Source organism: Castellaniella sp. (assembly GCF_034675845.1).
In the GTDB taxonomy this organism is placed as follows: Bacteria; Pseudomonadota; Gammaproteobacteria; order Burkholderiales; family Burkholderiaceae_B; genus Castellaniella.
The window spans coordinates 891,983-913,162 of the sequence record NZ_JAUCCU010000001.1; the positions used below are offsets into that span (position 1 = coordinate 891,983).

The window sequence follows — 21,180 nt, forward strand, 5'->3', positions numbered from 1 at the left end:
ATCATGCACATTGGCCCCTGGACATTTCCGCATCCGGTCTTTGCCGCCCCCATGGCCGGAGTCACGGATCGCCCTTACCGCCGCCTGTGCAAGGCGCTGGGGGCGGCCTATGCGGTTTCTGAAATGGCGGCCAGCAACCCCAGGCTCTGGGACAGCGTCAAGACCGCCAGGCGCCTGGATCACACAGGCGAATCCGATCCCATCGCGGTACAGATCGCCGGAGCCGATCCCGACATGCTGGCCGAGGCCGCTTTATTCAATATCCGCAAGGGCGCCCACATCATTGATATCAATATGGGCTGTCCAGTGAAAAAAGTCTGCCAGGTGGCGTCCGGCTCGGCCCTGCTGCGGGATGAAGCCCTGGTGGCCCGCATTCTGCAGCGCGTGGTGGCCGCCTGCGCCCCCCTGAACATCCCCGTCACCCTGAAAACCCGCACCGGCTGGGATCGTGAAAGCCGCAATGCCATCCGCATTGCCCGCCTGGCCGAAGACTGCGGCATCGCCGCCCTGACCCTGCACGGACGAACCCGCTGCGACCTATACCAGGGCGAGGCCGAATACGACACCATCCGCGAGGTCCGCCACGCCATCAAGATTCCCTTGATTGCCAACGGCGACATCACCAGCCCCGAGAAAGCCCGGCGAGTTCTGGACTACACTGGGGCCGATGCCATCATGGTCGGTCGCGCCGCCCAGGGGCGCCCTTGGATTTTCCGCGAAATCGCCCACTACCTGGCACACGGCCAATATCTGCCGCCCCCGACGTACGGCGAACTCCGCGAACACCTGCTGGGCCACCTGGAAGACCACTACTCGTTTTATGGTGAACACACCGGGGTACGCACGGCACGCAAGCACATCGGCTGGTACTTGGCCGATCTGCCCGGCGCCAGCACCCTGCTGCCTTTGCTGATGACGCTGGGCAGCACCGCACAGCAATCCCTGGCCCTGCAGCGCTGGCTGGATGCCCAACCCGCCGATGCGCCCATCACGGCAATGGCAGCAGCCCTGCATTAACTCCACATCCGACGTTACCCCTGAAATTCCACCCATGCATACCACTACGCCTCTGGAACAAGCCGTCCGCGACCAACTGGACCAATATTTTGAAGACCTCGGGGATTCCATCCCGGGCGACATGATGTCCATGGTCAATCTTTGTGTCGAGCGCACAGTCTTGCAAGTCGCCCTGGAACGTACCAACGGCAACCAGACCCGCGCCGCCGAGATGCTGGGAATCACCCGCGGCACCCTGCGCAAAAAACTCCAGCTGCACCAGTTGTCCGCCTGATTTTTTCTTCTGCTCATCGCTACCATGACTATCCAGACTGCTTTGATCTCCGTGTCCGACAAAACGGGCATTGTCGAATTTGCCCAGGCCTTGGCCCAACGCGGCGTCGCCCTGCTCTCCACCGGCGGCACCGCGCGCCTGCTGCTGCAGGGCCTGCCGGTCACCGAAGTCGCCGCCCACACGGGCTCGCCTGAGATCCTCGATGGCCGCGTCAAGACCCTGCACCCGCGCATCCACGGCGGACTGCTGGCCCGCCGCGACGACCCGCAACACATGCAAACCCTGAAAGACCAGGACATCCCTCCCATCGACCTGCTGGTGGTCAATCTGTATCCTTTTCAGCAAACCATCAGCCGCCCGGACTGCATTCTGGCCGACGCCATCGAAAACATCGATATCGGCGGACCGGCGATGCTGCGCTCCGCCGCTAAAAACCACGGCTCGACCCAAGGTGGCGTCACCGTCATCATCGATCCATCGGACTATCCGCGCGTGCTGGCCGACATGGACGGGCCCAGCCACCAGCCGTCCTATGGCCTACGTCTGGAGCTGGCCGCCAAGGTCTATGCCCACACGGCAGCTTACGATGGTGCCATCGCCACGTATCTCAGCAGCCTGGCCGAGGCCGAGCCTGCTCCGGCTCAGGTCCCAGCCCGCGAGGCCTGGCCCCGGGTACTGACAGTGCAGATGCAGCGCCAGCAGGCCCTGCGCTACGGCGAAAACCCACACCAGGGGGCAGCCTTCTACCATGACCTCTCCATAGGCGAGGGCCTGTTGGCCGCGTACCGCCAGATTCAGGGCAAAGAGCTGTCCTACAACAATATCGCCGACGCCGATGCCGCCTGGGAATGCGTGCGCAGCTTCAGCAGTACTGCCTGCGTCATCGTCAAACACGCCAACCCCTGCGGCGTGGCCTTGGGTACTGATGCACTGAACGCCTACCAACAAGCCTTCAAGACCGACCCGACTTCGGCCTTTGGCGGCATCATTGCATTCAACACCACCGTAGACGAAGCCACCGCCCAGGCGGTCAGCAATCAGTTCCTGGAAGTCCTGATCGCCCCGGCCTACACTGGCGCCGCCCTGGCCGTGCTGGCAACCAAGAAAAACGTCCGCGTGCTGCAACTGCCCGCGGGCGCGGCACGCAACCCCTTCGACGTCAAGCGCGTTGGTGGCGGCTGGCTGGTGCAAGACCCGGATGGCCGCCCCCTCAGTGCCGCCGACGTGCGCGTGGTGACCCAACTGGCCCCCAGTGCCGATCAAATGCAAGACCTGCTGTTCGCCTGGAATGTCGCGCAATACGTCAAATCCAACGCGATCGTCTTCTGCGGCCAGGGCATGACCCTGGGCGTCGGGGCTGGCCAAATGAGCCGCATCGACTCGGCCCGGATTGCGTCCATCAAGGCTGAAAAGGCCGGCCTGTCGCTACAGGGTTCCGCCGTGGCGTCGGATGCCTTCTTCCCGTTTCGGGATGGTCTGGACGTGGTGGCCGAAGCAGGCGCCACCTGCGTCATCCAGCCCGGCGGCAGCATCCGCGACGACGAAGTCATCGCCGCCGCCAACGAACGCGGGGTCGCCATGGTGTTCACCGGCACCCGGCATTTCCGCCACTGATGCGTATCTTGGGCGTAGATCCAGGCCTGCGTCGCACGGGCTTCGGCGTGATCGAAGCCCACGGCGCACGTCTGCGCTATGTCGCCAGCGGCACCATTGTGGTGCCGGCCGCCCTGCCCTTGCACGCCCGTCTCAAGGTCATTCTGGACAATCTGCGCGAGGTCGCCCGCGACACCCAGCCTGATCAGGCCGCCGTGGAAAAGGTTTTCCTGAATACCAACCCGGCCTCGACCCTGCTGCTGGGTCAGGCACGAGGGGCAGCCCTGTGCGCCCTGGCCGACAGCGGCCTGGCCGTGCAGGAATACACCGCTCTGCAAATCAAAAAAGCCGTGGTGGGGACAGGACGCGCCAGCAAGGAACAGATCCAGACCATGGTGCGACATTTACTGAGGCTGGACGGCACCCCCGCGCCAGACGCCGCCGACGCCCTGGCCTGCGCCATCTGCCACGCACATTGCGCCCCGCTGGCGGCCCGGCTGCAGGCCCTGGCCCCCGAGACACTCTCGGTACGCGGCCGACGCCTGCGCACTGGCCGACTGGTATCCTGATCGGCATGTTGTCCCTTTTTTTACCTCTACCCCCACGGAGCCTGCCATGATCGGCCGCATCACCGGCACCCTGGTCGAACTCACGCCACCCACCGTCTGCATCCAGACCGGCGGCCTGGGCTACGAAATCGACGTCCCCATGAGTACGCTGTATAAGCTGCCGCCCGTCGGACAAACCGTCACCCTGCATACGCACCTGGCCATCCGGGATGACGCGCACGTGCTCTATGGGTTTTCCGCCCCCGCCGAGCGCCTGGCCTTTCGGGCGCTGATCAAGGTCACCGGCATCGGCGCGCGCACCGCCCTGGCCGTGCTGTCGGGCCTCAGCGTCGAAGACCTGGCCGACGCCATCGACCGCCAGGAGTCCGGCCGCCTGATCAAAGTACCCGGCATCGGTAAAAAAACCGCCGAACGCCTGCTGCTGGAACTGCGCGACAAGCTCTCTCCCCTGGCGGGCAGCCCCCGCCCCGATGGCAGCCTGGCGCCCGCCGGATCGGGGGACGTGCTGAATGCCTTGCAGGCCTTGGGTTATTCCACCGCCGAGGCGCGCCGCGCCATGGCGACCCTACCCGACGACTTGAACGTCTCGGACAGCATCCGCCAGGCCTTGAAAGCCCTGTCCAAGGCCTAGGCAAGCAAACACCATGCACGACCAAACCATACCCATGTGGGATGAAACCGGCGACCTGCTCGATGGGCTGGACGCGGCATCGGACACGGGCCGCAGACCTGCCAACAACATGGCTGGGCCAGGCCGTTACAGCACCGCCCTGGATGCCTTGCGGGAAGTCTTTGGCTACGATGCCTTTCGCGGTGAGCAACAGGCCGTCATCGACCACATCATCGCAGGCGACAACGCTCTGGTACTGATGCCCACGGGCGGAGGCAAATCGCTGTGCTACCAGATTCCGGCCCTGGTGCGCCCCGGCACCGGGGTGGTGGTGTCCCCCCTGATCGCCCTGATGCAAGACCAAGTGGATGCCCTGCAAGAACTCGGTGTACGAGCCGCCTTTCTGAATTCCAGCCAGACCTCGGCACAGGGCCGCGAAGTCGAACGCGCCTTTTTGCGCGGCGAGCTGGACCTGCTGTACGTCGCCCCAGAACGCCTGCTGACCCCGCGCTGCCAGGACTTGCTGGATCAGGGAAAAATCGCCCTGTTTGCCATCGACGAGGCGCATTGCGTATCGCAGTGGGGGCATGATTTCCGCCCGGAATACCAAGGCCTGAGCCTGCTGGCCGAGCGCTGGCCCACGGTGCCCCGGGTGGCACTGACCGCCACGGCCACAGCAGCCACCCGACGCGACATCATCAGTTGCCTGGCGCTGGACGACGCCCCCCAATTCGTCGCCAGCTTCGACCGGCCCAACCTGTGCTACCGCATCATTGAAAAACAAGAAGTCCGCCGCCAGTTGCTGGGCTTCATCCAGGCCGAACACAGTGGCGAGTGCGGCATTGTCTATGCTTTATCGCGCACCCGGGTCGAGCAGACCGCCGAATTCCTCAGCCGCCACGGCATCATCGCCCTGCCCTACCACGCCGGGCTGGATAACCGCACACGAGCAGCCAACCAGGCCCGCTTTCTGCGCGAAGACGGCATCGTCATGGTGGCCACCATCGCCTTCGGCATGGGGGTGAACAAACCCGACGTGCGCTTTGTCGCGCATATCGACATGCCGAAATCCATCGAGGGCTATTACCAGGAAACCGGCCGAGCCGGGCGCGACGGCCTGCCGGCAGACGTCTGGCTGGCTTATGGCCTGCAGGATGTGGTGCAACAACGCCGCATGATTGATGATTCGGACGGGGATACGCTGCACCAACGCCGTCAGGTACGCCAACTGGACGCCATGCTGGCCCTGTGCGAGACCGTGACCTGCCGACGCCAGGATCTGCTGGCGTATTTTGGTCAGACTATTGCGCCCTGCGGCAATTGTGATACCTGTCTGGACCCCCCGGCGGCCTGGGATGGCACCGTGGCCGTGCAAAAACTACTGTCGACCATCTACCGCCTGCTGCGCGAACGCGGCCAGCGCTTTGGCGGCGGCCATGTGATTGATATTCTGCGCGGTCAGCTGACGGATCGGGTCAAGCAACTCGACCACCAATCCCTGAGCGTCTTTGGCGTGGGTGAAAGCCTGTCGGTGGATGCCTGGCGCAGCATTTTACGCCAGGCACTGGCCCTGGGGCTATTGACGGTAGACCTGGAAGGTTATGGCACGCTGGCACTGACCGAGTCCAGCCGAGGGGTGCTGAAGGGCGAACGCACGCTGATGCTGCGCCCGTTAGCGGTGAAGAAAGCCAAGGTCAGCCGTCAACGCACGACCACGGCAGCTCAGCTGGACGCCCTGCCGCCGGACGCTCTGGCGCGCTTCGAGCATTTGCGGGCCTGGAGAGGCCGTGTGGCACGCGAACACAGTGTGCCGGCCTATGTGATTTTCCATGATGCGACCCTACGAGAGATCGCCTTGCAGTGCCCGGATGATCTGGATGCGCTGGCAGGCGTCAGCGGGGTGGGGGCACGCAAGCTGGAGACCTACGGAGAGGCGGTGATTGCCTGCATCCGGGAAGTCGCCCGCTAGAGCAACAGAGGTTCGGTGCCGCCGGACGGGGCCTGAAGGCCCAGATGCTGCCAGCAGCGACGGGTAGCCATACGGCCCCGAGGGGTGCGTTGCAGATAGCCATGCTGGATCAGGTACGGTTCGATCACGTCTTCGATGGTGTCACGTTCCTCGCCGATGGCAGCGGCCAGGCTGTCGACCCCGACAGGACCGCCATCAAATTTATGGACGATGGCTTCGAGTAGTTTTCGGTCCATCAGGTCCAGCCCCTGGGGGTCGACCTCGAGCATGGCCAGGGCGGCCTGGGCGGTAGCGGTGTCGATGCGGCCATCCGCACGGACCTCGGCGTAGTCGCGCACGCGGCGCAGCAGGCGGTTTGCGATACGCGGGGTGCCGCGCGAACGGCACGCGATTTCAGCCGCGCCATCCGGCGTGGTATCGGCCCCCAGCAAGCCGGCACTGCGCCGGACAATATGCGCGAGGTCTTCGGCTGAATAGAATTCCAGCCGCGAAACAATGCCAAACCGATCACGCAGCGGATTGGTCAGCATGCCGGCACGCGTGGTGGCCCCCACCAGGGTAAAGGGCTGCAGGTCGATCTTGACGCTACGGGCGGCGGGGCCTTCGCCAATCAGGATATCGATCTGAAAGTCTTCCAGCGCAGGGTAGAGTATTTCCTCGACGACGGGCGACAGACGATGAATTTCGTCGATGAACAGCACGTCGTTGCGTTCCAGGTTGGTGAGCATGGCCGCGAGATCGCCGGGACGTTCGAGTACCGGGCCGGAGGTCTGGCGCAGCTGGACGCCCATTTCGTGCGCCACAATATGGGCCAGCGTGGTCTTGCCCAGGCCTGGCGGACCAAACAGCAGAACATGATCCAGAGATTCGCCGCGCCGACGGGCAGCCGCGATGAAAATATCCAGTTGTTCACGCACACGATGCTGACCAACGTAATCCCCCAACGATTTGGGCCGCAGGGCGCGTTCGATGGAATCCTCGGCGTGCGAAGCCACGTCCGGCGTGACCAGGCGGGATTCGGCAGGACCGGAAGACAAGGAATCGGGTTGTATGGCCATGAACGCTGTCTATGCAATAAAAGGGGATGCCATCATTCACCCCCAAGCCTGTCGAAGCGCACATGAGGGGGCTGATACCAGAAAAACCGCAAACTGTCTATAAACACAGTATATTATATTCTGCCCAAAGCCCTCTGGTCAGGCCTTTGCCAAGTCTGACCAGAGGGCTTTGGGCCGCTGAAGCCAGCCAATCATCTTATACTGATTCCAGTCTTATCACGGGATCTCACCCATGCGCAGTTTTAATGATGCTTCGGGGCAGCAGTGGGATGCCGCCCTGCTGGATGCCTCGTATGGCAATATCCTGCTGATTTTCAGCGCCCGCCGGGGCCAGGACAACCGCCAACTGTTACTGGCGGCCGAAAATCAGGCCCAGGCCGAGGCCCAATTGGCGGCATATTCAGATGATGAACTGTGCGCCCAGCTGAACCAGGCCCAAGCCTGGGACCCGACCCGGCTGTTTTGATTGGCCTCGGATAGCACGACAAGCTGCTCACCGAAAAATCCGCCCAAAACCCAATCATTTCTTCCGGTGCTGCAGTATCAGCGCCGACGTGGGGTCAGGACAAAAGCATCCTCGCTGTCCACGGCACGCTTCAGCTGAGAATAGCGTTCCAGCAGATCGGATTTATAGACCACCCCCAACAGACGGGCCGGACGATCACGGCTGACGACCGGCAGGCGTTCGCCCTGAAAAGCACTGAACCGGGCCTGCGCTTCATCCAGGCTCAGGTCTGGGTACAAAGGCGTGACAAAATCCAGCCGCAGCACGTCGCCGCAGGTCTTGGTGGCCACGTCCACCTCGCCCAGCATCATGCGGGTCAGGTCCTGCTGGGCGATCACCCCCTGCCAGCAGGACTCCTCGTCCACCACATACAGGTATTTGACCGGATAATCCAGAAACATCTCCTGGGCCTGCCGCACTGAAGAAGTCGTCCGCACCACGGTCTCGGCAGGGCGCAACAGACTGTCCAGCCGCGCCTGGCGCAAGCGCTGGCGCAAAGCCTGATTGTCCTCATGGTGCAGCGTGACCTCGTACATGACCGCCTGCGCCAGGCCACGCGACACAAAATACGCCACCACACAGGCCAACACCAGGGGCAGCACCACCTGGTAGCTCAAGGTCATCTCGAAAATCATCAAAATTGCCATAAATGGCGCACTGGTGGCCGCCGCCAGAAAGGCCCCCATGCCCACCAGGGCAAACATCGCACCATGCCCCGCCAACACCGGCCAAGCTTCAGCCAGCACCTGACCAAACAACATGCCTAGGGCGCCCCCCACAAACAGCAAGGGTGTGAAAACCCCGCCAACCGCCCCCGAGCCGACCGTCAACGAGGTGGCCAGGACCTTGCACAGCAGCATCAACAAGACGGTCTGCCAGGCCCATTCATTGTGCAGCAGCGACAGCACCACCCGATTGCCGTTGCCTGCCATCTCCGGCAACTGCGTCAGCACAGCACCCAGCAGCAAGCCCCCCAGCGCCAGCCGCAAGGGCAGCCCCAGGCCGGTGCGATCAAATACCGTGCGCACCCCATGAATGGTACGTAGGAACTGGGCCGCCCCCACGCCCGCCAGCACGCCCAAGGCCAGACAAGGCAGCAACAGCTCGACGGGCATGGCCTGCAGGTCCGGCATGGGATAACGCACCGCGTAATCGCCGCTCAGGTGCATCACCAAGCTGGCCACCGCCGAGGCCACCAGCAAAGGACCAAAATTCTGAAAAGACATGGACCCGAGAATGATCTCGCCCACGAAGACCGCCCCGGCCAGCGGCGCACCATAGGCCGCCGACACCCCCGCCGCTGCACCACAGGCCGCCAGCAAACGCAAATGCGCCGTATCCACCCGCAGAACCCGGCCCAGACCCGACGACCATAGCGCCGCCAGATGAACCATCGCGCCTTCCCGGCCAATCGAGCCGCCCGACGCCACCGTGCACAGAGAGGACAAGGAGCGCAACAGCCCCTGACCTAGCGACATGCGGCCATCGCCGATCGCCACGGCTTCCATGTAGCTGGAGTGTTTGTCCTTGGACACGCGGCGTGCTGCCAACAATAAAAACCCGGCGCACAAACCACCCAGCGCAGGCACCCCCAGACGCAAAGGCCAGGACAAACTGGCCATGACCTGGGTGATCTGACCGGACTCGTCGGCAAACAAGCGCTGGAGCGCATGAATACCCGCATGAAAGGCGATGGTGACCAGCGCTCCACCCAGGCCAGCCAGCGCCGCCCAACACAACATCGCCGCCACGCCATCGGCGCGCATCCGCCAATCAGGCATGAAAATCCGGCGGGACAGGCGGGCGCGAACGCCCCAGCATGCGCCAATACACCCATAGATTGAAAATCAAGGCGACGGGAAAGGCGATCACGGCAGCTGACAAGGTCAGACGCAAGGTCAGCACGGGCGCCGCCGCATCCCACAAAGTGACCTCGTCCAGCACCACATAGGGGAAAAAACTATAGGCCAGTCCGCCAAGGAGCAACAGGCAAATGACCAGCACCAGGGCGTAAGGCAGGGCCGAGGCCCGGTAGCTTTGGGCGATCATGCGCTGCAAGGTCATTTCGGTCAGGACGAAGCACAGCAGCAATACCCCCCAGACTAGACCCACGGCCCACCAGTGATCCCCATCACCCCATTTCAGAAACACCCCGGCGTTGGAAAAATCCAGCACCACCGAAATTCCGACGGCCCCGACTGCGCTCCAGCGCAGAGTGCGCCGCGCCCAACCCACGGCCCGCACGCGCAGCTCTCCTGCCTCGCGCATCATCAGCCAGGACGCCCCCAACAAGCCATAGATAGCAACCGCGCAGGCACCCATCAGGAGCGCAAACCCGGTATAGCCAGCGCCGGCCTCGTAGGCCACGGCCACCTGGGCCAGCAGATAGCCATGTGAAAAGGCGACCAACACAGCCCCCAGACCAAAACCGAACTGCCAGCGGCCCTGCTGCTGCGCTGGCGCACGCAAGCGCCATTCGAAGCACACCGAGCGCAGCAAAGTACCCAGCCCCAGCAAAGACAAGGGAATATACAAACGGCCCAGGGTCTGGGACCAGGCATACGGAAAAGCCGCCGCCAACAACCCCACCCCCAGAAACAGCCAGAACTCGTTGGCGTCGCGCCAGGGATTCAACAAAGACAGCATGCGCGGGCGCAAGGCTGCGGGCGCCACCAGGGACACGCAGCCCACGCCAATATCGAAACCATCCAGCAGCACCCCTGCCACCAGAATGAAAAAAAACATGCCCATCAGCGCCAAGGGCATCCAAAAAGCAGGGTCTTGCGCCCCCAGGCCCACCAGTGCAGCCAGCGAATCAATCATGCGCGCCCCCGATGACGGGCAACCGGCACCACGCCATAGCGCAGCGTATGCCCCAACAACTGCCGAAATCCCAGAATCAAAGCGCCATACACCAGCACCTGCAAGCCCAGCATCAGCCACAGGCCGCCATTGCTCTGCGCCGTGCCGATCTCGCGCAGGGTGACCGTGCCATAGACCGCATAAGGCAGGCTGCCAATCATGAGATGGCCCCAGCCCAACGCCTGGGCCAGCAGCGCCACCCAGGCCATCGAACGCAGGCTGAAGCGCCCCATGCCGTTGAGCTTGTCGGGTTCGAAACCCAGACGCCACGCCCGCCACAGCCCCCACAGCCCCATCAGGCCCAAGAGCATCATCAGGCCGACTGTGAGCCGCGAACTGAGATAAGTAGGCCAGACTGGCGGACGCATGCCAATCAAGTCATCCAAACCCTGGATCATCGACCCCGTGGCGGCTTCAGCCGCATCCGGGGCCACCGACGGCGCCAGCCAGCCAGTCGGCGGCAAGGCCCCCAGCCAGGCCCAGGTATTGCGCCCATTGGCAACATCCAGTCGGGCCAGCAGCGCAATCGGGTCGGGCGTGCCGCTATGCCACTGGGGGATGACAGCCGCCAGACGCGCAGGCTGTACCGGCAGCAATTGGCTGCCCAGACGGGCGGCCAGTCCTGCCTGGGCCACCACCGCCAGCAACAGCAGCCCGATGGCACCGGCAAACATCGCCCGATCGCCAGCGTCACTGGGCCGTATCCGGGCACGCTGCGCGGTAATCGCCAGAATCATGGTCGCGGCGAGCATCAGCCCCCCCGTCAGCAGGACGCCAAACAAGGCAGGCGCAGCCCCATTCATGACAGCCAGCCAGCTACTGATCTGATAGTGTTGCTCTACCAGCACGGCCCCCACGGGCCACTGCAGCCAAGCCAGCAAGACGACCACCCACCAGGCGGTCAACGAGGTGCCCAGCGCCACCATGCCGACCACGATCATGTGTGCAAGATTGGACAGACCACGCTGACCATACAGCATGGCCCCCAAAAAGCAGGACTTGAAGATAAAGGTGGTCAGCACCGCCATGGCCAGCAAGGGCCCGATGATTTCACCCGCACGATCCATCAGGCCCTGCCACAGCGTGCCCAGCTGCAGAAGCAGCGGCAAACTGGCGGCAAACCCAATCGTGAGGGTCAGCGCATAGACGCGCACCCAGAAGCGATATGCCAGCATCGCAGCCCCTGTACGGCGGGCGCGCAGGCGCAAAATAAACAGCACCCACACCAGGCCGAGTTCCAACGCCAGGAAGAACAACAGAAAGCCCAGGCTGAGGTAGAACTGGGTCAGCGACAGAACCCATGCAGTTTGAGTCATAATGTGCGCTAGTTTATTATGCACCGGACCGTATGACCACCGAACCAGCGCTTGTTTCCAATTTTCTGCGCACCATCATCGACAACGACCTGAAATCAGGCCAGTATCAGGGACGCCAATGGGCGCCGCCGCCCAGCCCGGCAGCGGTACGCCTCGCGGGTGCCATCGATCCCGCCCGCATCCGCACGCGCTTCCCGCCCGAACCCAACGGCTATCTGCACATCGGCCACGCCAAGAGCATTTGCCTGAATTTCGGCTTGGCCCGCGATTACCAGGGCATCTGCCATCTGCGCTTCGACGACACCAACCCCGAGAAAGAAGAAGACGAATACGTTCGTGCCATCATCGAACTCGTGCAGTGGTTGGGCTTCAGCTGGACCGTGGATGGCGCCGAGCACCAATACTTTGCCAGCGACTACTTCGAAACGCTGTACCAGTTTGCCGAATCCCTGGTGCAGGCGGGCCACGCCTATGTCGACGAGCAGTCCGCCGACCAGATGCGCGCCACCCGCGGCACTCTGACCGAACCAGGCACCAACTCGCCCTGGCGCGACCGTCCCATGGCTGAATCCCTGGCGCTGCTGCGCGATATGCGGGCAGGAAAATACCCCGATGGCGCCCTGGCACTGCGTGCGCGCATCGACATGGGCTCGCCCAACATCAACCTGCGCGATCCGGTCCTGTACCGCATCCGCCACGCCAGCCACCACCGGACAGGCGATGCCTGGTGCATCTACCCCATGTACAGCTGGGCACACCCGGTCGAAGATGCCCTCGAAGGCATTACGCACAGCATCTGCACGCTAGAATTCGAAGACCAGCGCCCGTACTACGACTGGATACTCGAACGCCTGACCGAACTCGGCCAGTTGGCGGCACCGCTGCCGCGCCAGTACGAATTCGCCCGCTTGAACCTCAGCTACGTCGTGACCAGCAAACGCAAGCTGCGCCAGCTTGTTCTTGAAGGCCATGTGCAGGGCTGGGACGACCCCCGCCTGCCCACCCTGGCGGGCCTGCGGCGCCGTGGCTATACCCCGGGTTCCATCCGTCTGTTTTGCGACCGCATCGGGGTCTCCAAGGCGGATTCCCGCATTGATTACAGCGTGCTTGAACAGGCTTTGCGCGATGATCTCGACCCCGTGGCCGCACGCGCGGTGGCCGTGCTGGACCCGATCAAACTCATCATCACCAATTTCCCGGCCGACCTCACGGAGCCCTGTTCGGCGCCAGTCAATCCGCATGACCACGACGGCCCTCGGCGCGAATTCCCGCTGACGCGCGAACTCTGGATCGAACGCGATGATTTCCGCGAAGATCCCCCTAAAAAATACTTCCGCTTGTTTCCCGGCAACCTGGTCCGCCTGAAATACGGCTACGTGGTGCGCTGTACCGGCTTTCTGAAGAACGAGCAGGGCGAGATCACCGAAGTTCACTGCGAATACCTGCCCGAGACGCGCAGCGGCACCCCCGGCGCCGACGCCATCAAGGTCAAGGGCGCCATCACCTGGGTCAGCGCAGCACATGCCGTGGCTGCCGAGGTTCGCCTGTACGACCGCCTGTTTCGCGAAGCCCACCCCGACCGCGGGGATCAGGATTTCCTGCAAGCCATCAACCCGGACTCCTGCCGCACCGTGCAGGGCTGGCTGGAACCCGGCATCCAGGCTGAACCGGGCCATTGCTGGCAATTCGAGCGCCTGGGCTACTTCGTCGCCGACCGGCACGACTCCAGCATCGAACGTCCCGTGATCAATCGTGCCATCACCCTGCGCGATACCTGGATCTGACGCGCGCATGGCATCCCGATCCGACGTTCTGGACTTTAAAAGCGCTACCCTGTATATGGTGCGCGCCGTCTTGCACACCGCTGATACTGCGGCCCTGCTGCAGGCGCTGGAGCAGCGCCTGCAGCAGGCAGGCGCCTTCTACGAAAACGAGCCCGTCATTCTGGATGCTCAGGCGCTGGGCCAAGCCCCCGATTGGGCAGCACTGGCTGCCGCCCTGCGGCGGCACCATCTGCACCCCATCGGCGTCCAGGCCCAGGCGGCGCTGCTGCCCTCCATCCTGCAGGCGGGCCTGGCCCCCCTGGTGGCCTCGACCGGCCGCACCACCGGACCCAGCACCGTAGAGCCCCAGCCTCCTGCCAGCCCACCGGTCCCGCCAGAAACACCCGCCCAGGCTGACAGCGGCAGCGACCTGCCGGTTTCAGGCCATACGCTGGTCATCCGCCATCCGCTGCGCTCAGGCCAGCGCATCTACGCCAAGGGCAGCGACCTGATCGTCATGGGACTGGTCAGCCAAGGGGCCGAAGTCATCGCCGACGGCCATATCCACGTTTATGGCCCGCTACGCGGCAAGGCCATCGCCGGCGCCCAGGGCCGTACCGACGCAATGATCATGACCACCCAACTGGACCCGGAACTGCTGGCCATCGCGGGCGTCTACCGGATCATCGAGACCCGGCTACCGGACACCTTGCACAATCACCCGGCCCAAGTGCATCTGGATGGAGACACCTTGCGCATCCGCGAAATTTAAATACCTGGTCACACACAGAAACCTTCTTCCACGACTGACTGAATATCCACTGACATTTTGCTTTACGATGTCATGAACTTGAAAATTACAGGGAAATACTGACACTATGGCGCGCATTGTTGTAGTCACCTCCGGCAAAGGCGGGGTCGGCAAAACCACCACCAGTGCCAGCTTTTCAGCCGGGCTGGCCATGCGTGGCCACAAGACCGCAGTGATTGACTTCGACGTCGGCCTGCGCAATCTGGACTTGATCATGGGTTGCGAACGCCGGGTCGTGTATGACTTCGTCAACGTCATCCAAGGCGAAGCCAGCCTGAATCAGGCCCTGATCCGCGACAAGCAGCTGGATAATCTATATATCCTGCCGGCCTCCCAGACCCGGGACAAGGACGCCCTGACCCGCGAAGGCGTGGAAAAAGTCCTGACCGATCTGCAGGCCATGGATTTTGAATACATCGTCTGTGATTCTCCGGCCGGCATCGAGACCGGGGCCGTCATGGCCTCGTATTTTGCCGATGATGCCCTGGTGGTGACCAACCCGGAAGTCTCCTCGGTGCGGGACTCCGACCGTATCCTGGGCATCCTGTCCGCCAAGTCCCGCCGCGCCGAACAGGGCGACGAACCGATCCGGGAACACCTGCTGCTGACCCGCTACAACGCCAAGCGCGTGGCGGATGGCGAAATGCTGTCGCTGGGCGACATCGAAGACATTCTGCGCATCCGCCTGATTGGCGTGATCCCAGAATCCGAAATCGTGCTGCAGGCCTCCAACGAAGGCATTCCGGCCATCCACAAAGACAATTCCGACGTGGCCCACGCCTACCAGGACGTCGTCGCCCGCTATCTGGGCGAAGAAAAACCACTGCGTTTTGTCAACTATGAAAAGCCCGGCCTGTTAAAGCGGCTTTTCGGGGGGAAATAAGCATGGCGTTCCTGGATTTCCTGCGTGGGCAGAAAAAAAACCTCGGCCAGCGTGGCCAAAGACCGCCTGCAGCTCATCCTCATCAACGAACGCAGCAGCGGACACAGCCCCGATTTTCTGCAAAAATTGCAGGCTGAACTGATCGCGGTCATTTCCAAATACGTGCAGATCAACCCGGACGACATCAAGATCAACCTGGACCGCCAGGACTCTTTGGAAGTCCTGGAAGTCAAGATCGAAATGCCCCAGGCCGACAGCCGCGATTAAGGGCGCCAAGCCCGGCTAGATCCACGTCAGCGTCGCCCATACCACCAACGGGATGGTGACGACAGACAGCACATTGCCCAGCAATACCACGCTGGCCACGGTGCGGGGTTCCACCCGGTACTGTTCGCACAGCAGGTAATTCAGTACCGCCGGCGGCAGCATGACCGACAGCGCCACCATGCGAGCCCAGGCCGGAGTCAACGGCAACAGCCACAGCACCAGCGGCAGGGTCAGCAGGCCCGCCAGCAGATACAGGCCATTGATGCGCAGCGCCAGGCCCAGCTGTTCGATGCGATCCTGCGACAGACGCACCCCCAGACCAAACAGCATCAGCGGAATCGCGATCTGCCCGGTCAGGTCTATAGAAGTCGTGACAAAATCAGGAATCCACGCTCGGTGCGGCGCCAGCAGCACCCCCAACAAGGCCGCCCAGATATTGGGATTGCGCAGCCACAGCCAACGGTTGGTGCCGCGCGACAGCAAGAACAGCCCCAAGGAAAAGTGCAACAAATTGGACAGCACGAACAGCACGATAATGTCGCCCAGCATCTCCTTGCCATAGGCCAGCATCATCAGGGGAATGCCGATATTGCCGGTATTGCGGAACATACCCGGCACCAAAAATGCGGTCCGGGATATTCCTGCACAGCGCACTCCGGCCAACAGCAGCCCCGGGATGATGATGATCAGTATCCCGGCCACCACCAGGGGCCAGCCCTGGCCCAGGTCCACCGGATTGGCCACCAGCGCAGAAAACACCAATGCCGGGCAAAACACCATTACATTGGCATAGTTGATGAAGCTCATGTCGGGCGCCCGCGCCTGGCGCCGCCCAAAGGCAAACCCCAGGACCGCCACCGCAAACACCGGCAACACAATGTTCAACAACGTCAGCAGCATATCCATGCCCAACACAAAAGCGCCAGTGTACCGCCAGCCGCTGCCCGGCTCCTGACACGACTTGGCGACAGGGCCGCATGCAGCAGCCCTGTCGCCAAGTCACAAGCCAGCCAGCAACCCGCTGGATCAATAGCCCAGTGCGAAGTCCTCGGCAGGCAGATCCAGCAGGACTGCGGGACCGGCCTTCATGGCTTCGGCATGCGCCAAGGTACGCGGCAAGATACGGGTGAAATAGAACCGGGCCGTATGCAGCTTGGCCTGATAAAAAGCCTTGTCACCTTCGCCGGCCTTGATCTTTTCAGCCGCCACTCGTGCCATGTCGGCCCAAAAATACGCCAGCGTCACATAGCCGGAATACATCAGATAATCGACCGAGGCCGCCCCCACCGCGTCGCGATTGGTCATCGCCGACATGCCGATCTTCATGGTCAAGCTGCCCCATTCCTTATTCAGTTCGGCCAAGGGCTTGACGAATTCCGAGATCGCCCGGTTACCGCTTTGGGCCTTGCAGAACTTGTGCACGACTTTGGTGAAGGCACGCAAAATCTCGCCTTGCGTCATCAGGACCTTGCGCCCCAGCAGATCCAGCGCCTGAATGCCGGTCGTACCCTCGTAGAGCATGGAAATACGGCTATCACGCACATTCTGCTCCATGCCATGTTCGGCGATGTAGCCATGCCCGCCGAATATCTGCACCCCATGATTGGCAGCCTCGAAACCGGTTTCCGTCATGAAGGCCTTGGCGATCGGCGTCAGGAAACTGAGCAGTTTTTCAGCCGTTTCCCGAGCCTCGGCATCCTGGCTGTAATGCTCGATATCGACCTGCTGCGCGGCGTAATACAGCAAGGCCCGGTTCCCCTCGGCAAAGGCCTTGATGGTCAGCAGCATGCGGCGCACATCCGGGTGCACGATGATGGGGTCGGCGGGCTGATCGGGGAATTTGGCGCCGCTCAGGGCGCGCATCTGCAGGCGCTCGTGGGCATAGGCATTGGCCCCCTGGAAGGCGACCTCGGCGTGCGCCAGGCCCTGGATCGCGGTGCCCAGGCGTGCCGTGTTCATGAAAGTGAACATGCAGTTCAGGCCTTTATTGGCCGGGCCGATCAGAAAGCCCGTGGCGCCATCGAAATTCATCACGCACGTGGCATTGCCATGAATCCCCATCTTGTGCTCGATAGAGCCGCAACTGACCGCGTTGCGAGCGCCCAGGCCACCCTGCCCGTCCGGCATGAACTTAGGCACGATGAACAACGAGATGCCCTTGGTGCCCGCAGGCGCATCCGGCAGACGGGCCAGCACGATATGCACGATGTTTTCCGCCATATCGTGTTCACCCGCTGAAATAAAGATCTTGGTGCCGCTGATTTTGTGGCTGCCGTCGGCCTGGGGTTCGGCCTTGGTGCGCAGCATCCCCAGGTCGGTGCCGCAATGCGCCTCGGTCAGGCACATCGTGCCGGTCCATTTGCCGGACACCAGCGGCTCCAGGTAGGTCTTTTGTTGCTCTGGGGTGCCATGCGCCTGCAAGGTATTCATGGCGCCATGCGACAGGCCAGGGTACATGCCCCAGGCCCAATTGGCCTCGCCCATCAGCTCGCTGATCGCCATGCCCAGGGATTCGGGCAGGCCCTGGCCGCCATGGGCCGGGTCATGCGACAGCGCCGGCCAGCCGCCCTCGATGTACTGGGCATAGGCTGCTTTGAAACCTTTCGGGGTGGTGACACCATCAGCCGACCAAGTGCAGCCCTCGTGGTCGCCGACCTGGTTGAGCGGAGCCAGGACTTCCTGGCAGAATTTTGCGCCTTCTTCAAGAATGGCATTGACCATATCGGGCGTCGCGTCCTCGCAGCCCGGTAAAGATTGGTAGTGATCGGGGTAGTTCAGGAGCTCGTCGCGCACGAACTTCAGGTCACGCAGGGGGGCTTTGTAGTCAGGCATTTCCAGGTCTCCAGATGGGCCACCGTCAGCCAGCAGGATATTGCCCACGGCTGACAGTCATTCAATTATTATTCAAACAATCGTTTGAATTTAAGTCAAAAGACCCTGGAAAGTCAAGAAGTATGCTGCTCTCGCCCATTAAAAAAAGCCTGCAACAGGCTTTTTTAATGCTGCACGAATGCGCCATCCGGCGCATCTGATGGATTATTTCTTTTTTCCGACCTGATCACCGACAACACCACCGATGGCAGCGCCACCGACCGTGCCCAGGACTCCGCCCCCGGTGATGACGGCGCCTGCCACCCCACCGATACCCGCGCCCGTGACTGCGGATTTCTGGCGGTGGCTCATGTTATCCCAAGAGGAACAACCCGCCATGGCGCCTGCCAGCAGCAATACTGCACCGAATTTTCCAAGGGTATGAATGGTCATGAAAGGGCCTCCTACAATAATTTCCTGACTCTTTTATAACGGAACAAACCCCTGGAAACTGTAAGCTCAGTGTGCTTTTTGGTGAGAATAAATTGGGGTTTGCCCTTACTTAACCAGTGACAGTACCTGCCGGAATGCAGGATTTTCAGGGGTTTCCAGCCACTCATACATGGCCATTTCCGAGGTGATGGTCTCCAGTCCATAGCGGCGCCAGCGGTGGCAGGCTGCTTGCAGGTCCGCAGACCGGCGCGACCCAATCCCATCAACCACCAACACAGGGTCGTAACCGGCCTGTGCCAGCCCCAAGCCGGTCTGCAGCACGCAGATATGCGCCTCGGTGCCGGTCAGCAGCACCCGGCGACGACCTGCTGGCCAATCCTGCAGAAATTCAGGTTCGCGGCAGGCATTGAAGTGGGTCTTGGTCACGACACTATCGTCTGGTAACAATAAACCAGCATGTGTAGGCCCGATTTTCTCAGGCCAATGCTCAGTCGCCATGACCGGCACGGACACCAACCGCGCCGCCTGGGCCAGCCGCCCCACCCGGACGCACAAGGCATCCGCATCCTGGATGGCGGGCAGCAGTTTTTCCTGCATATCCACAATCAGCAGCAAGCTGGTATCCGCCGATAGCAGGGCCTGGCTCAAGTCCATGTATTTCATCGCCTAGTTCCTTTGTGATCACCCCGACTCCAAATACAGCGCGAGCCCGAATTACCGATTATTTCAGCGCCTTGTACCGAATGCGCTTGGGTCGGGAGGCTTCTTCGCCCAAGCGCTGGCGTTTGTCGGTTTCGTATTCCTGATAGTTGCCATCGAAGAACACGACATTGGAGTCGCCCTCGAAGGCCAGAATATGGGTCGCGATGCGATCCAGAAACCAGCGATCATGGCTGATCACCAACACAGAACCGGCGAATTCCAGCAAGGCGTCTTCCAGGGCTCGCAGGGTTTCCACATCCAGGTCGTTGGAGGGTTCATCCAGCAGCAGCACATTACCCCCGGCAATCAAGGTCTTGGCCAGATGCAAGCGGCCACGTTCGCCGCCAGAGAGCTTGCCTACCTGCTTGTTCTGGTCGCCGCCCTTGAAATTGAAACGCCCCAGATAAGCCCGCGACGGCATTTCAAAGCGCCCCACGGTCAGGAGGTCTGCCCCATCGGAAATCGCATCGAACACGGTCTTGTCATCCGGCAACGAATCGCGCGACTGATCCACAAAGGCCAGGTTCACGGTCTTGCCCAGAACGACTTCGCCGGCATCCGGGGACTGCTGCCCGGCAATCATGCGAAACAGCGTGGATTTACCGGCGCCGTTGGGGCCGATAATGCCGACAATCGCCCCAGCGGGGACCTTGAAGCTGAGATCGTCGATCAGTACGCGATCACCAAAGGACTTGGATACGTTCTTGAATTCGATGACTTCATTGCCCAGACGTTCGGCCACGGGAATGAAGATTTCCTGGGTTTCGTTGCGCTTCTGGTAATCATGCGAGGACAGTTCCTCGAAGCGGGCCAAACGCGCCTTGGCCTTGGCCTGACGGCCTTTGGGGTTCTGTCGCACCCACTCGAGTTCTTTCTTGATTGTGCGCTGGCGCGCGGACTCGGCGGATTCCTCATGTTTCAGGCGGTCTTCTTTTTGTTCCAGCCAGGAGCTGTAATTACCCTTCCAGGGTATTCCATACCCGCGATCCAGTTCCAGAATCCATTCTGCCGCATTATCCAGGAAGTAGCGGTCATGGGTAACGGCCACCACGGTGCCGGGAAACTGTCGCAAAAAGACTTCCAGCCATTCGACGGATTCGGCGTCCAAGTGGTTGGTGGGTTCGTCCAACAGCAGCATGTCGGGTTTCGACAGCAGCAGACGGCAGAGCGCCACCCGGCGTTTTTTCGCCCCCGGACAGGGTGGCGACCGCAGCATCCCAAGGCGGCAGGCGCAAGGCATCAGCGGCAATTTCCATCTGCGTCTCGATGTCGTCGCTGCCGCTGGTCGCGGCGGCGGCAATCACGGCTTCGAGTTCGGCCTGCTCGGCGGCCAGCGCATCAAAATCTGCGTTTTCATCGGCATAGGCCGCATAGACCTCATCCAGCCGCTTGCGTGCCTCGAAGACCTGGCCCAGGCCAGCTTCGACGGACTGGCGCACGGTGTGTTCCGGGTCCAACTGCGGTTCCTGGGGCAGATAGCCGATCTGCAGGCCCGCCATCGGGATGGCTTCGCCCTCGATGTCCTGGTCTACCCCCGCCATGATTTTCAGTAGCGTAGATTTACCCGAACCATTCAGGCCAAGCACACCGATCTTGGCTCCTGGAAAAAAAGACAAGGAAATATCGCGCAGGATCTGGCGCTTGGGGGGCACGATCTTGCCCACCCGATTCATTGAGTACACATACTGTGCCATGGCGTCACCGTCAAAGCTGTGGC

18 protein-coding genes and 2 pseudogenes are annotated in these 21,180 nt (G+C 62.0%); 11 read left to right on the forward strand and 9 right to left on the reverse strand.

Annotation, left to right across the window (positions count from 1 at the left end; translation table 11 throughout):
* Positions 1–3: 3 nt before the first annotated feature.
* The 6 genes from dusB (at position 4) to recQ (ending at position 6,032) form a co-directional block, all read left to right on the forward strand.
* On the forward strand, positions 4–1,017 hold the full coding sequence (dusB, locus tag VDP81_RS04375; protein ID WP_322996858.1) for a tRNA dihydrouridine synthase DusB: 1,014 nt from the start codon (positions 4–6) through the stop codon (positions 1,015–1,017).
* Positions 1,018–1,051: 34 nt separating this feature from the next.
* Entirely contained in the window at positions 1,052–1,291 is a 240-nt protein-coding gene (locus VDP81_RS04380; protein ID WP_322996857.1) for a helix-turn-helix domain-containing protein, read from the forward strand.
* Positions 1,292–1,315: 24 nt separating this feature from the next.
* Entirely contained in the window at positions 1,316–2,905 is a 1,590-nt protein-coding gene (gene purH / locus VDP81_RS04385; RefSeq protein ID WP_323011666.1) for a bifunctional phosphoribosylaminoimidazolecarboxamide formyltransferase/IMP cyclohydrolase, read from the forward strand.
* Positions 2,905–3,453, forward strand: coding sequence for a crossover junction endodeoxyribonuclease RuvC (gene ruvC / locus VDP81_RS04390; protein ID WP_323011667.1), 549 nt, complete (start codon positions 2,905–2,907; stop codon positions 3,451–3,453). Before purH ends, ruvC begins: the two co-directional genes overlap by 1 nt.
* A gap of 46 nt (positions 3,454–3,499) precedes the next feature.
* On the forward strand, positions 3,500–4,084 hold the full coding sequence (ruvA, locus tag VDP81_RS04395; RefSeq protein WP_322996854.1) for a Holliday junction branch migration protein RuvA: 585 nt from the start codon (positions 3,500–3,502) through the stop codon (positions 4,082–4,084).
* 109 nt (positions 4,085–4,193) lie between these two features.
* Entirely contained in the window at positions 4,194–6,032 is a 1,839-nt protein-coding gene (gene recQ, locus VDP81_RS04400) for a DNA helicase RecQ (protein ID WP_322996943.1), read from the forward strand.
* On the opposite strand, the gene ruvB is transcribed toward recQ, so the two are convergent.
* Positions 6,029–7,090 carry a Holliday junction branch migration DNA helicase RuvB gene (ruvB, locus tag VDP81_RS04405; RefSeq protein ID WP_322996853.1) on the reverse strand — a complete coding sequence of 354 codons (1,062 nt, stop codon included), beginning with the start codon at positions 7,088–7,090 and terminating at the stop codon, positions 6,029–6,031. The two genes, recQ and ruvB, sit on opposite strands and share 4 nt — an antisense overlap.
* A gap of 232 nt (positions 7,091–7,322) precedes the next feature.
* Between ruvB and VDP81_RS04410 the strand changes: the two genes are divergently transcribed.
* Positions 7,323–7,556, forward strand: coding sequence for a hypothetical protein (locus tag VDP81_RS04410; RefSeq protein ID WP_322996852.1), 234 nt, complete (start codon positions 7,323–7,325; stop codon positions 7,554–7,556).
* 77 nt (positions 7,557–7,633) lie between these two features.
* On the opposite strand, the gene VDP81_RS04415 is transcribed toward VDP81_RS04410, so the two are convergent.
* From VDP81_RS04415 to VDP81_RS04425, 3 genes are read right to left on the reverse strand one after another with little or no spacing between them, the layout of a single operon-like run.
* A complete protein-coding gene (locus VDP81_RS04415; RefSeq protein ID WP_322996851.1) occupies positions 7,634–9,376 on the reverse strand; it encodes a ClcB-like voltage-gated chloride channel protein in 1,743 nt (580 codons plus the stop codon).
* Positions 9,369–10,418: a cytochrome d ubiquinol oxidase subunit II gene (locus tag VDP81_RS04420; protein ID WP_322996850.1), complete on the reverse strand. Its 1,050-nt coding sequence runs from the start codon at positions 10,416–10,418 to the stop codon at positions 9,369–9,371. The genes VDP81_RS04415 and VDP81_RS04420 overlap by 8 nt, the downstream gene beginning before the upstream one ends.
* On the reverse strand, positions 10,415–11,773 hold the full coding sequence (locus VDP81_RS04425) for a cytochrome ubiquinol oxidase subunit I (protein ID WP_323011668.1): 1,359 nt from the start codon (positions 11,771–11,773) through the stop codon (positions 10,415–10,417). The genes VDP81_RS04420 and VDP81_RS04425 overlap by 4 nt, the downstream gene beginning before the upstream one ends.
* A gap of 32 nt (positions 11,774–11,805) precedes the next feature.
* Between VDP81_RS04425 and VDP81_RS04430 the strand changes: the two genes are divergently transcribed.
* From VDP81_RS04430 to minE, 4 genes and pseudogenes are all read left to right on the forward strand, one after another.
* Positions 11,806–13,557, forward strand: coding sequence for a glutamine--tRNA ligase/YqeY domain fusion protein (locus VDP81_RS04430; protein ID WP_322996848.1), 1,752 nt, complete (start codon positions 11,806–11,808; stop codon positions 13,555–13,557).
* Positions 13,558–13,564: 7 nt separating this feature from the next.
* On the forward strand, positions 13,565–14,308 hold the full coding sequence (gene minC, locus VDP81_RS04435) for a septum site-determining protein MinC (protein ID WP_323011669.1): 744 nt from the start codon (positions 13,565–13,567) through the stop codon (positions 14,306–14,308).
* A gap of 106 nt (positions 14,309–14,414) precedes the next feature.
* A complete protein-coding gene (gene minD / locus VDP81_RS04440) occupies positions 14,415–15,230 on the forward strand; it encodes a septum site-determining protein MinD (protein WP_322996846.1) in 816 nt (271 codons plus the stop codon).
* A 2-nt stretch (positions 15,231–15,232) separates the two neighbouring features.
* A pseudogene (gene minE / locus VDP81_RS04445) lies at positions 15,233–15,497 on the forward strand (cell division topological specificity factor MinE).
* Positions 15,498–15,512: 15 nt separating this feature from the next.
* Here the strand turns inward: minE and VDP81_RS04450 are convergent.
* From VDP81_RS04450 to ettA, 5 genes and pseudogenes are all read right to left on the reverse strand, one after another.
* Entirely contained in the window at positions 15,513–16,403 is an 891-nt protein-coding gene (locus tag VDP81_RS04450) for an AEC family transporter (RefSeq protein WP_322996844.1), read from the reverse strand.
* Between the two features lie 120 nt (positions 16,404–16,523).
* Positions 16,524–18,329, reverse strand: coding sequence for an acyl-CoA dehydrogenase C-terminal domain-containing protein (locus tag VDP81_RS04455; RefSeq protein ID WP_323011671.1), 1,806 nt, complete (start codon positions 18,327–18,329; stop codon positions 16,524–16,526).
* 204 nt (positions 18,330–18,533) lie between these two features.
* A complete protein-coding gene (locus tag VDP81_RS04460) occupies positions 18,534–18,761 on the reverse strand; it encodes a glycine zipper 2TM domain-containing protein (RefSeq protein ID WP_322996841.1) in 228 nt (75 codons plus the stop codon).
* A gap of 105 nt (positions 18,762–18,866) precedes the next feature.
* The gene (locus VDP81_RS04465) at positions 18,867–19,424 is read right to left on the reverse strand and encodes an isochorismatase family protein (RefSeq protein ID WP_322996840.1); all 558 of its coding nucleotides are present in this window, start codon (positions 19,422–19,424) and stop codon (positions 18,867–18,869) included.
* A 58-nt stretch (positions 19,425–19,482) separates the two neighbouring features.
* Positions 19,483–21,157, reverse strand: a pseudogene (gene ettA / locus VDP81_RS04470) (energy-dependent translational throttle protein EttA).
* Positions 21,158–21,180: the final 23 nt, after the last annotated feature.

Excerpts from the sequence above, each read along its gene's own strand:
- ruvC (WP_323011667.1), top strand. The coding sequence starts at position 2,905 with ATGCGTATCTTGGGCGTAGATCCAGGCCTGCGTCGCACGGGCTTCGGC.
- VDP81_RS04425 (WP_323011668.1), bottom strand. The coding sequence starts at position 11,773 with ATGACTCAAACTGCATGGGTTCTGTCGCTGACCCAGTTCTACCTCAGC.
- purH (WP_323011666.1), top strand. The coding sequence starts at position 1,316 with ATGACTATCCAGACTGCTTTGATCTCCGTGTCCGACAAAACGGGCATT.
- VDP81_RS04380 (WP_322996857.1), top strand. The coding sequence starts at position 1,052 with ATGCATACCACTACGCCTCTGGAACAAGCCGTCCGCGACCAACTGGAC.
- VDP81_RS04410 (WP_322996852.1), top strand. The coding sequence starts at position 7,323 with ATGCGCAGTTTTAATGATGCTTCGGGGCAGCAGTGGGATGCCGCCCTG.
- VDP81_RS04460 (WP_322996841.1), bottom strand. The coding sequence starts at position 18,761 with ATGACCATTCATACCCTTGGAAAATTCGGTGCAGTATTGCTGCTGGCA.
- ruvA (WP_322996854.1), top strand. The coding sequence starts at position 3,500 with ATGATCGGCCGCATCACCGGCACCCTGGTCGAACTCACGCCACCCACC.
- dusB (WP_322996858.1), top strand. The coding sequence starts at position 4 with ATGCACATTGGCCCCTGGACATTTCCGCATCCGGTCTTTGCCGCCCCC.
- VDP81_RS04465 (WP_322996840.1), bottom strand. The coding sequence starts at position 19,424 with ATGAAATACATGGACTTGAGCCAGGCCCTGCTATCGGCGGATACCAGC.
- VDP81_RS04415 (WP_322996851.1), bottom strand. The coding sequence starts at position 9,376 with ATGCCTGATTGGCGGATGCGCGCCGATGGCGTGGCGGCGATGTTGTGT.
- VDP81_RS04430 (WP_322996848.1), top strand. The coding sequence starts at position 11,806 with ATGACCACCGAACCAGCGCTTGTTTCCAATTTTCTGCGCACCATCATC.
- ruvB (WP_322996853.1), bottom strand. The coding sequence starts at position 7,090 with ATGGCCATACAACCCGATTCCTTGTCTTCCGGTCCTGCCGAATCCCGC.
- minD (WP_322996846.1), top strand. The coding sequence starts at position 14,415 with ATGGCGCGCATTGTTGTAGTCACCTCCGGCAAAGGCGGGGTCGGCAAA.
- VDP81_RS04455 (WP_323011671.1), bottom strand. The coding sequence starts at position 18,329 with ATGCCTGACTACAAAGCCCCCCTGCGTGACCTGAAGTTCGTGCGCGAC.
- recQ (WP_322996943.1), top strand. The coding sequence starts at position 4,194 with ATGGCTGGGCCAGGCCGTTACAGCACCGCCCTGGATGCCTTGCGGGAA.
- VDP81_RS04420 (WP_322996850.1), bottom strand. The coding sequence starts at position 10,418 with ATGATTGATTCGCTGGCTGCACTGGTGGGCCTGGGGGCGCAAGACCCT.
- minC (WP_323011669.1), top strand. The coding sequence starts at position 13,565 with ATGGCATCCCGATCCGACGTTCTGGACTTTAAAAGCGCTACCCTGTAT.
- VDP81_RS04450 (WP_322996844.1), bottom strand. The coding sequence starts at position 16,403 with ATGGATATGCTGCTGACGTTGTTGAACATTGTGTTGCCGGTGTTTGCG.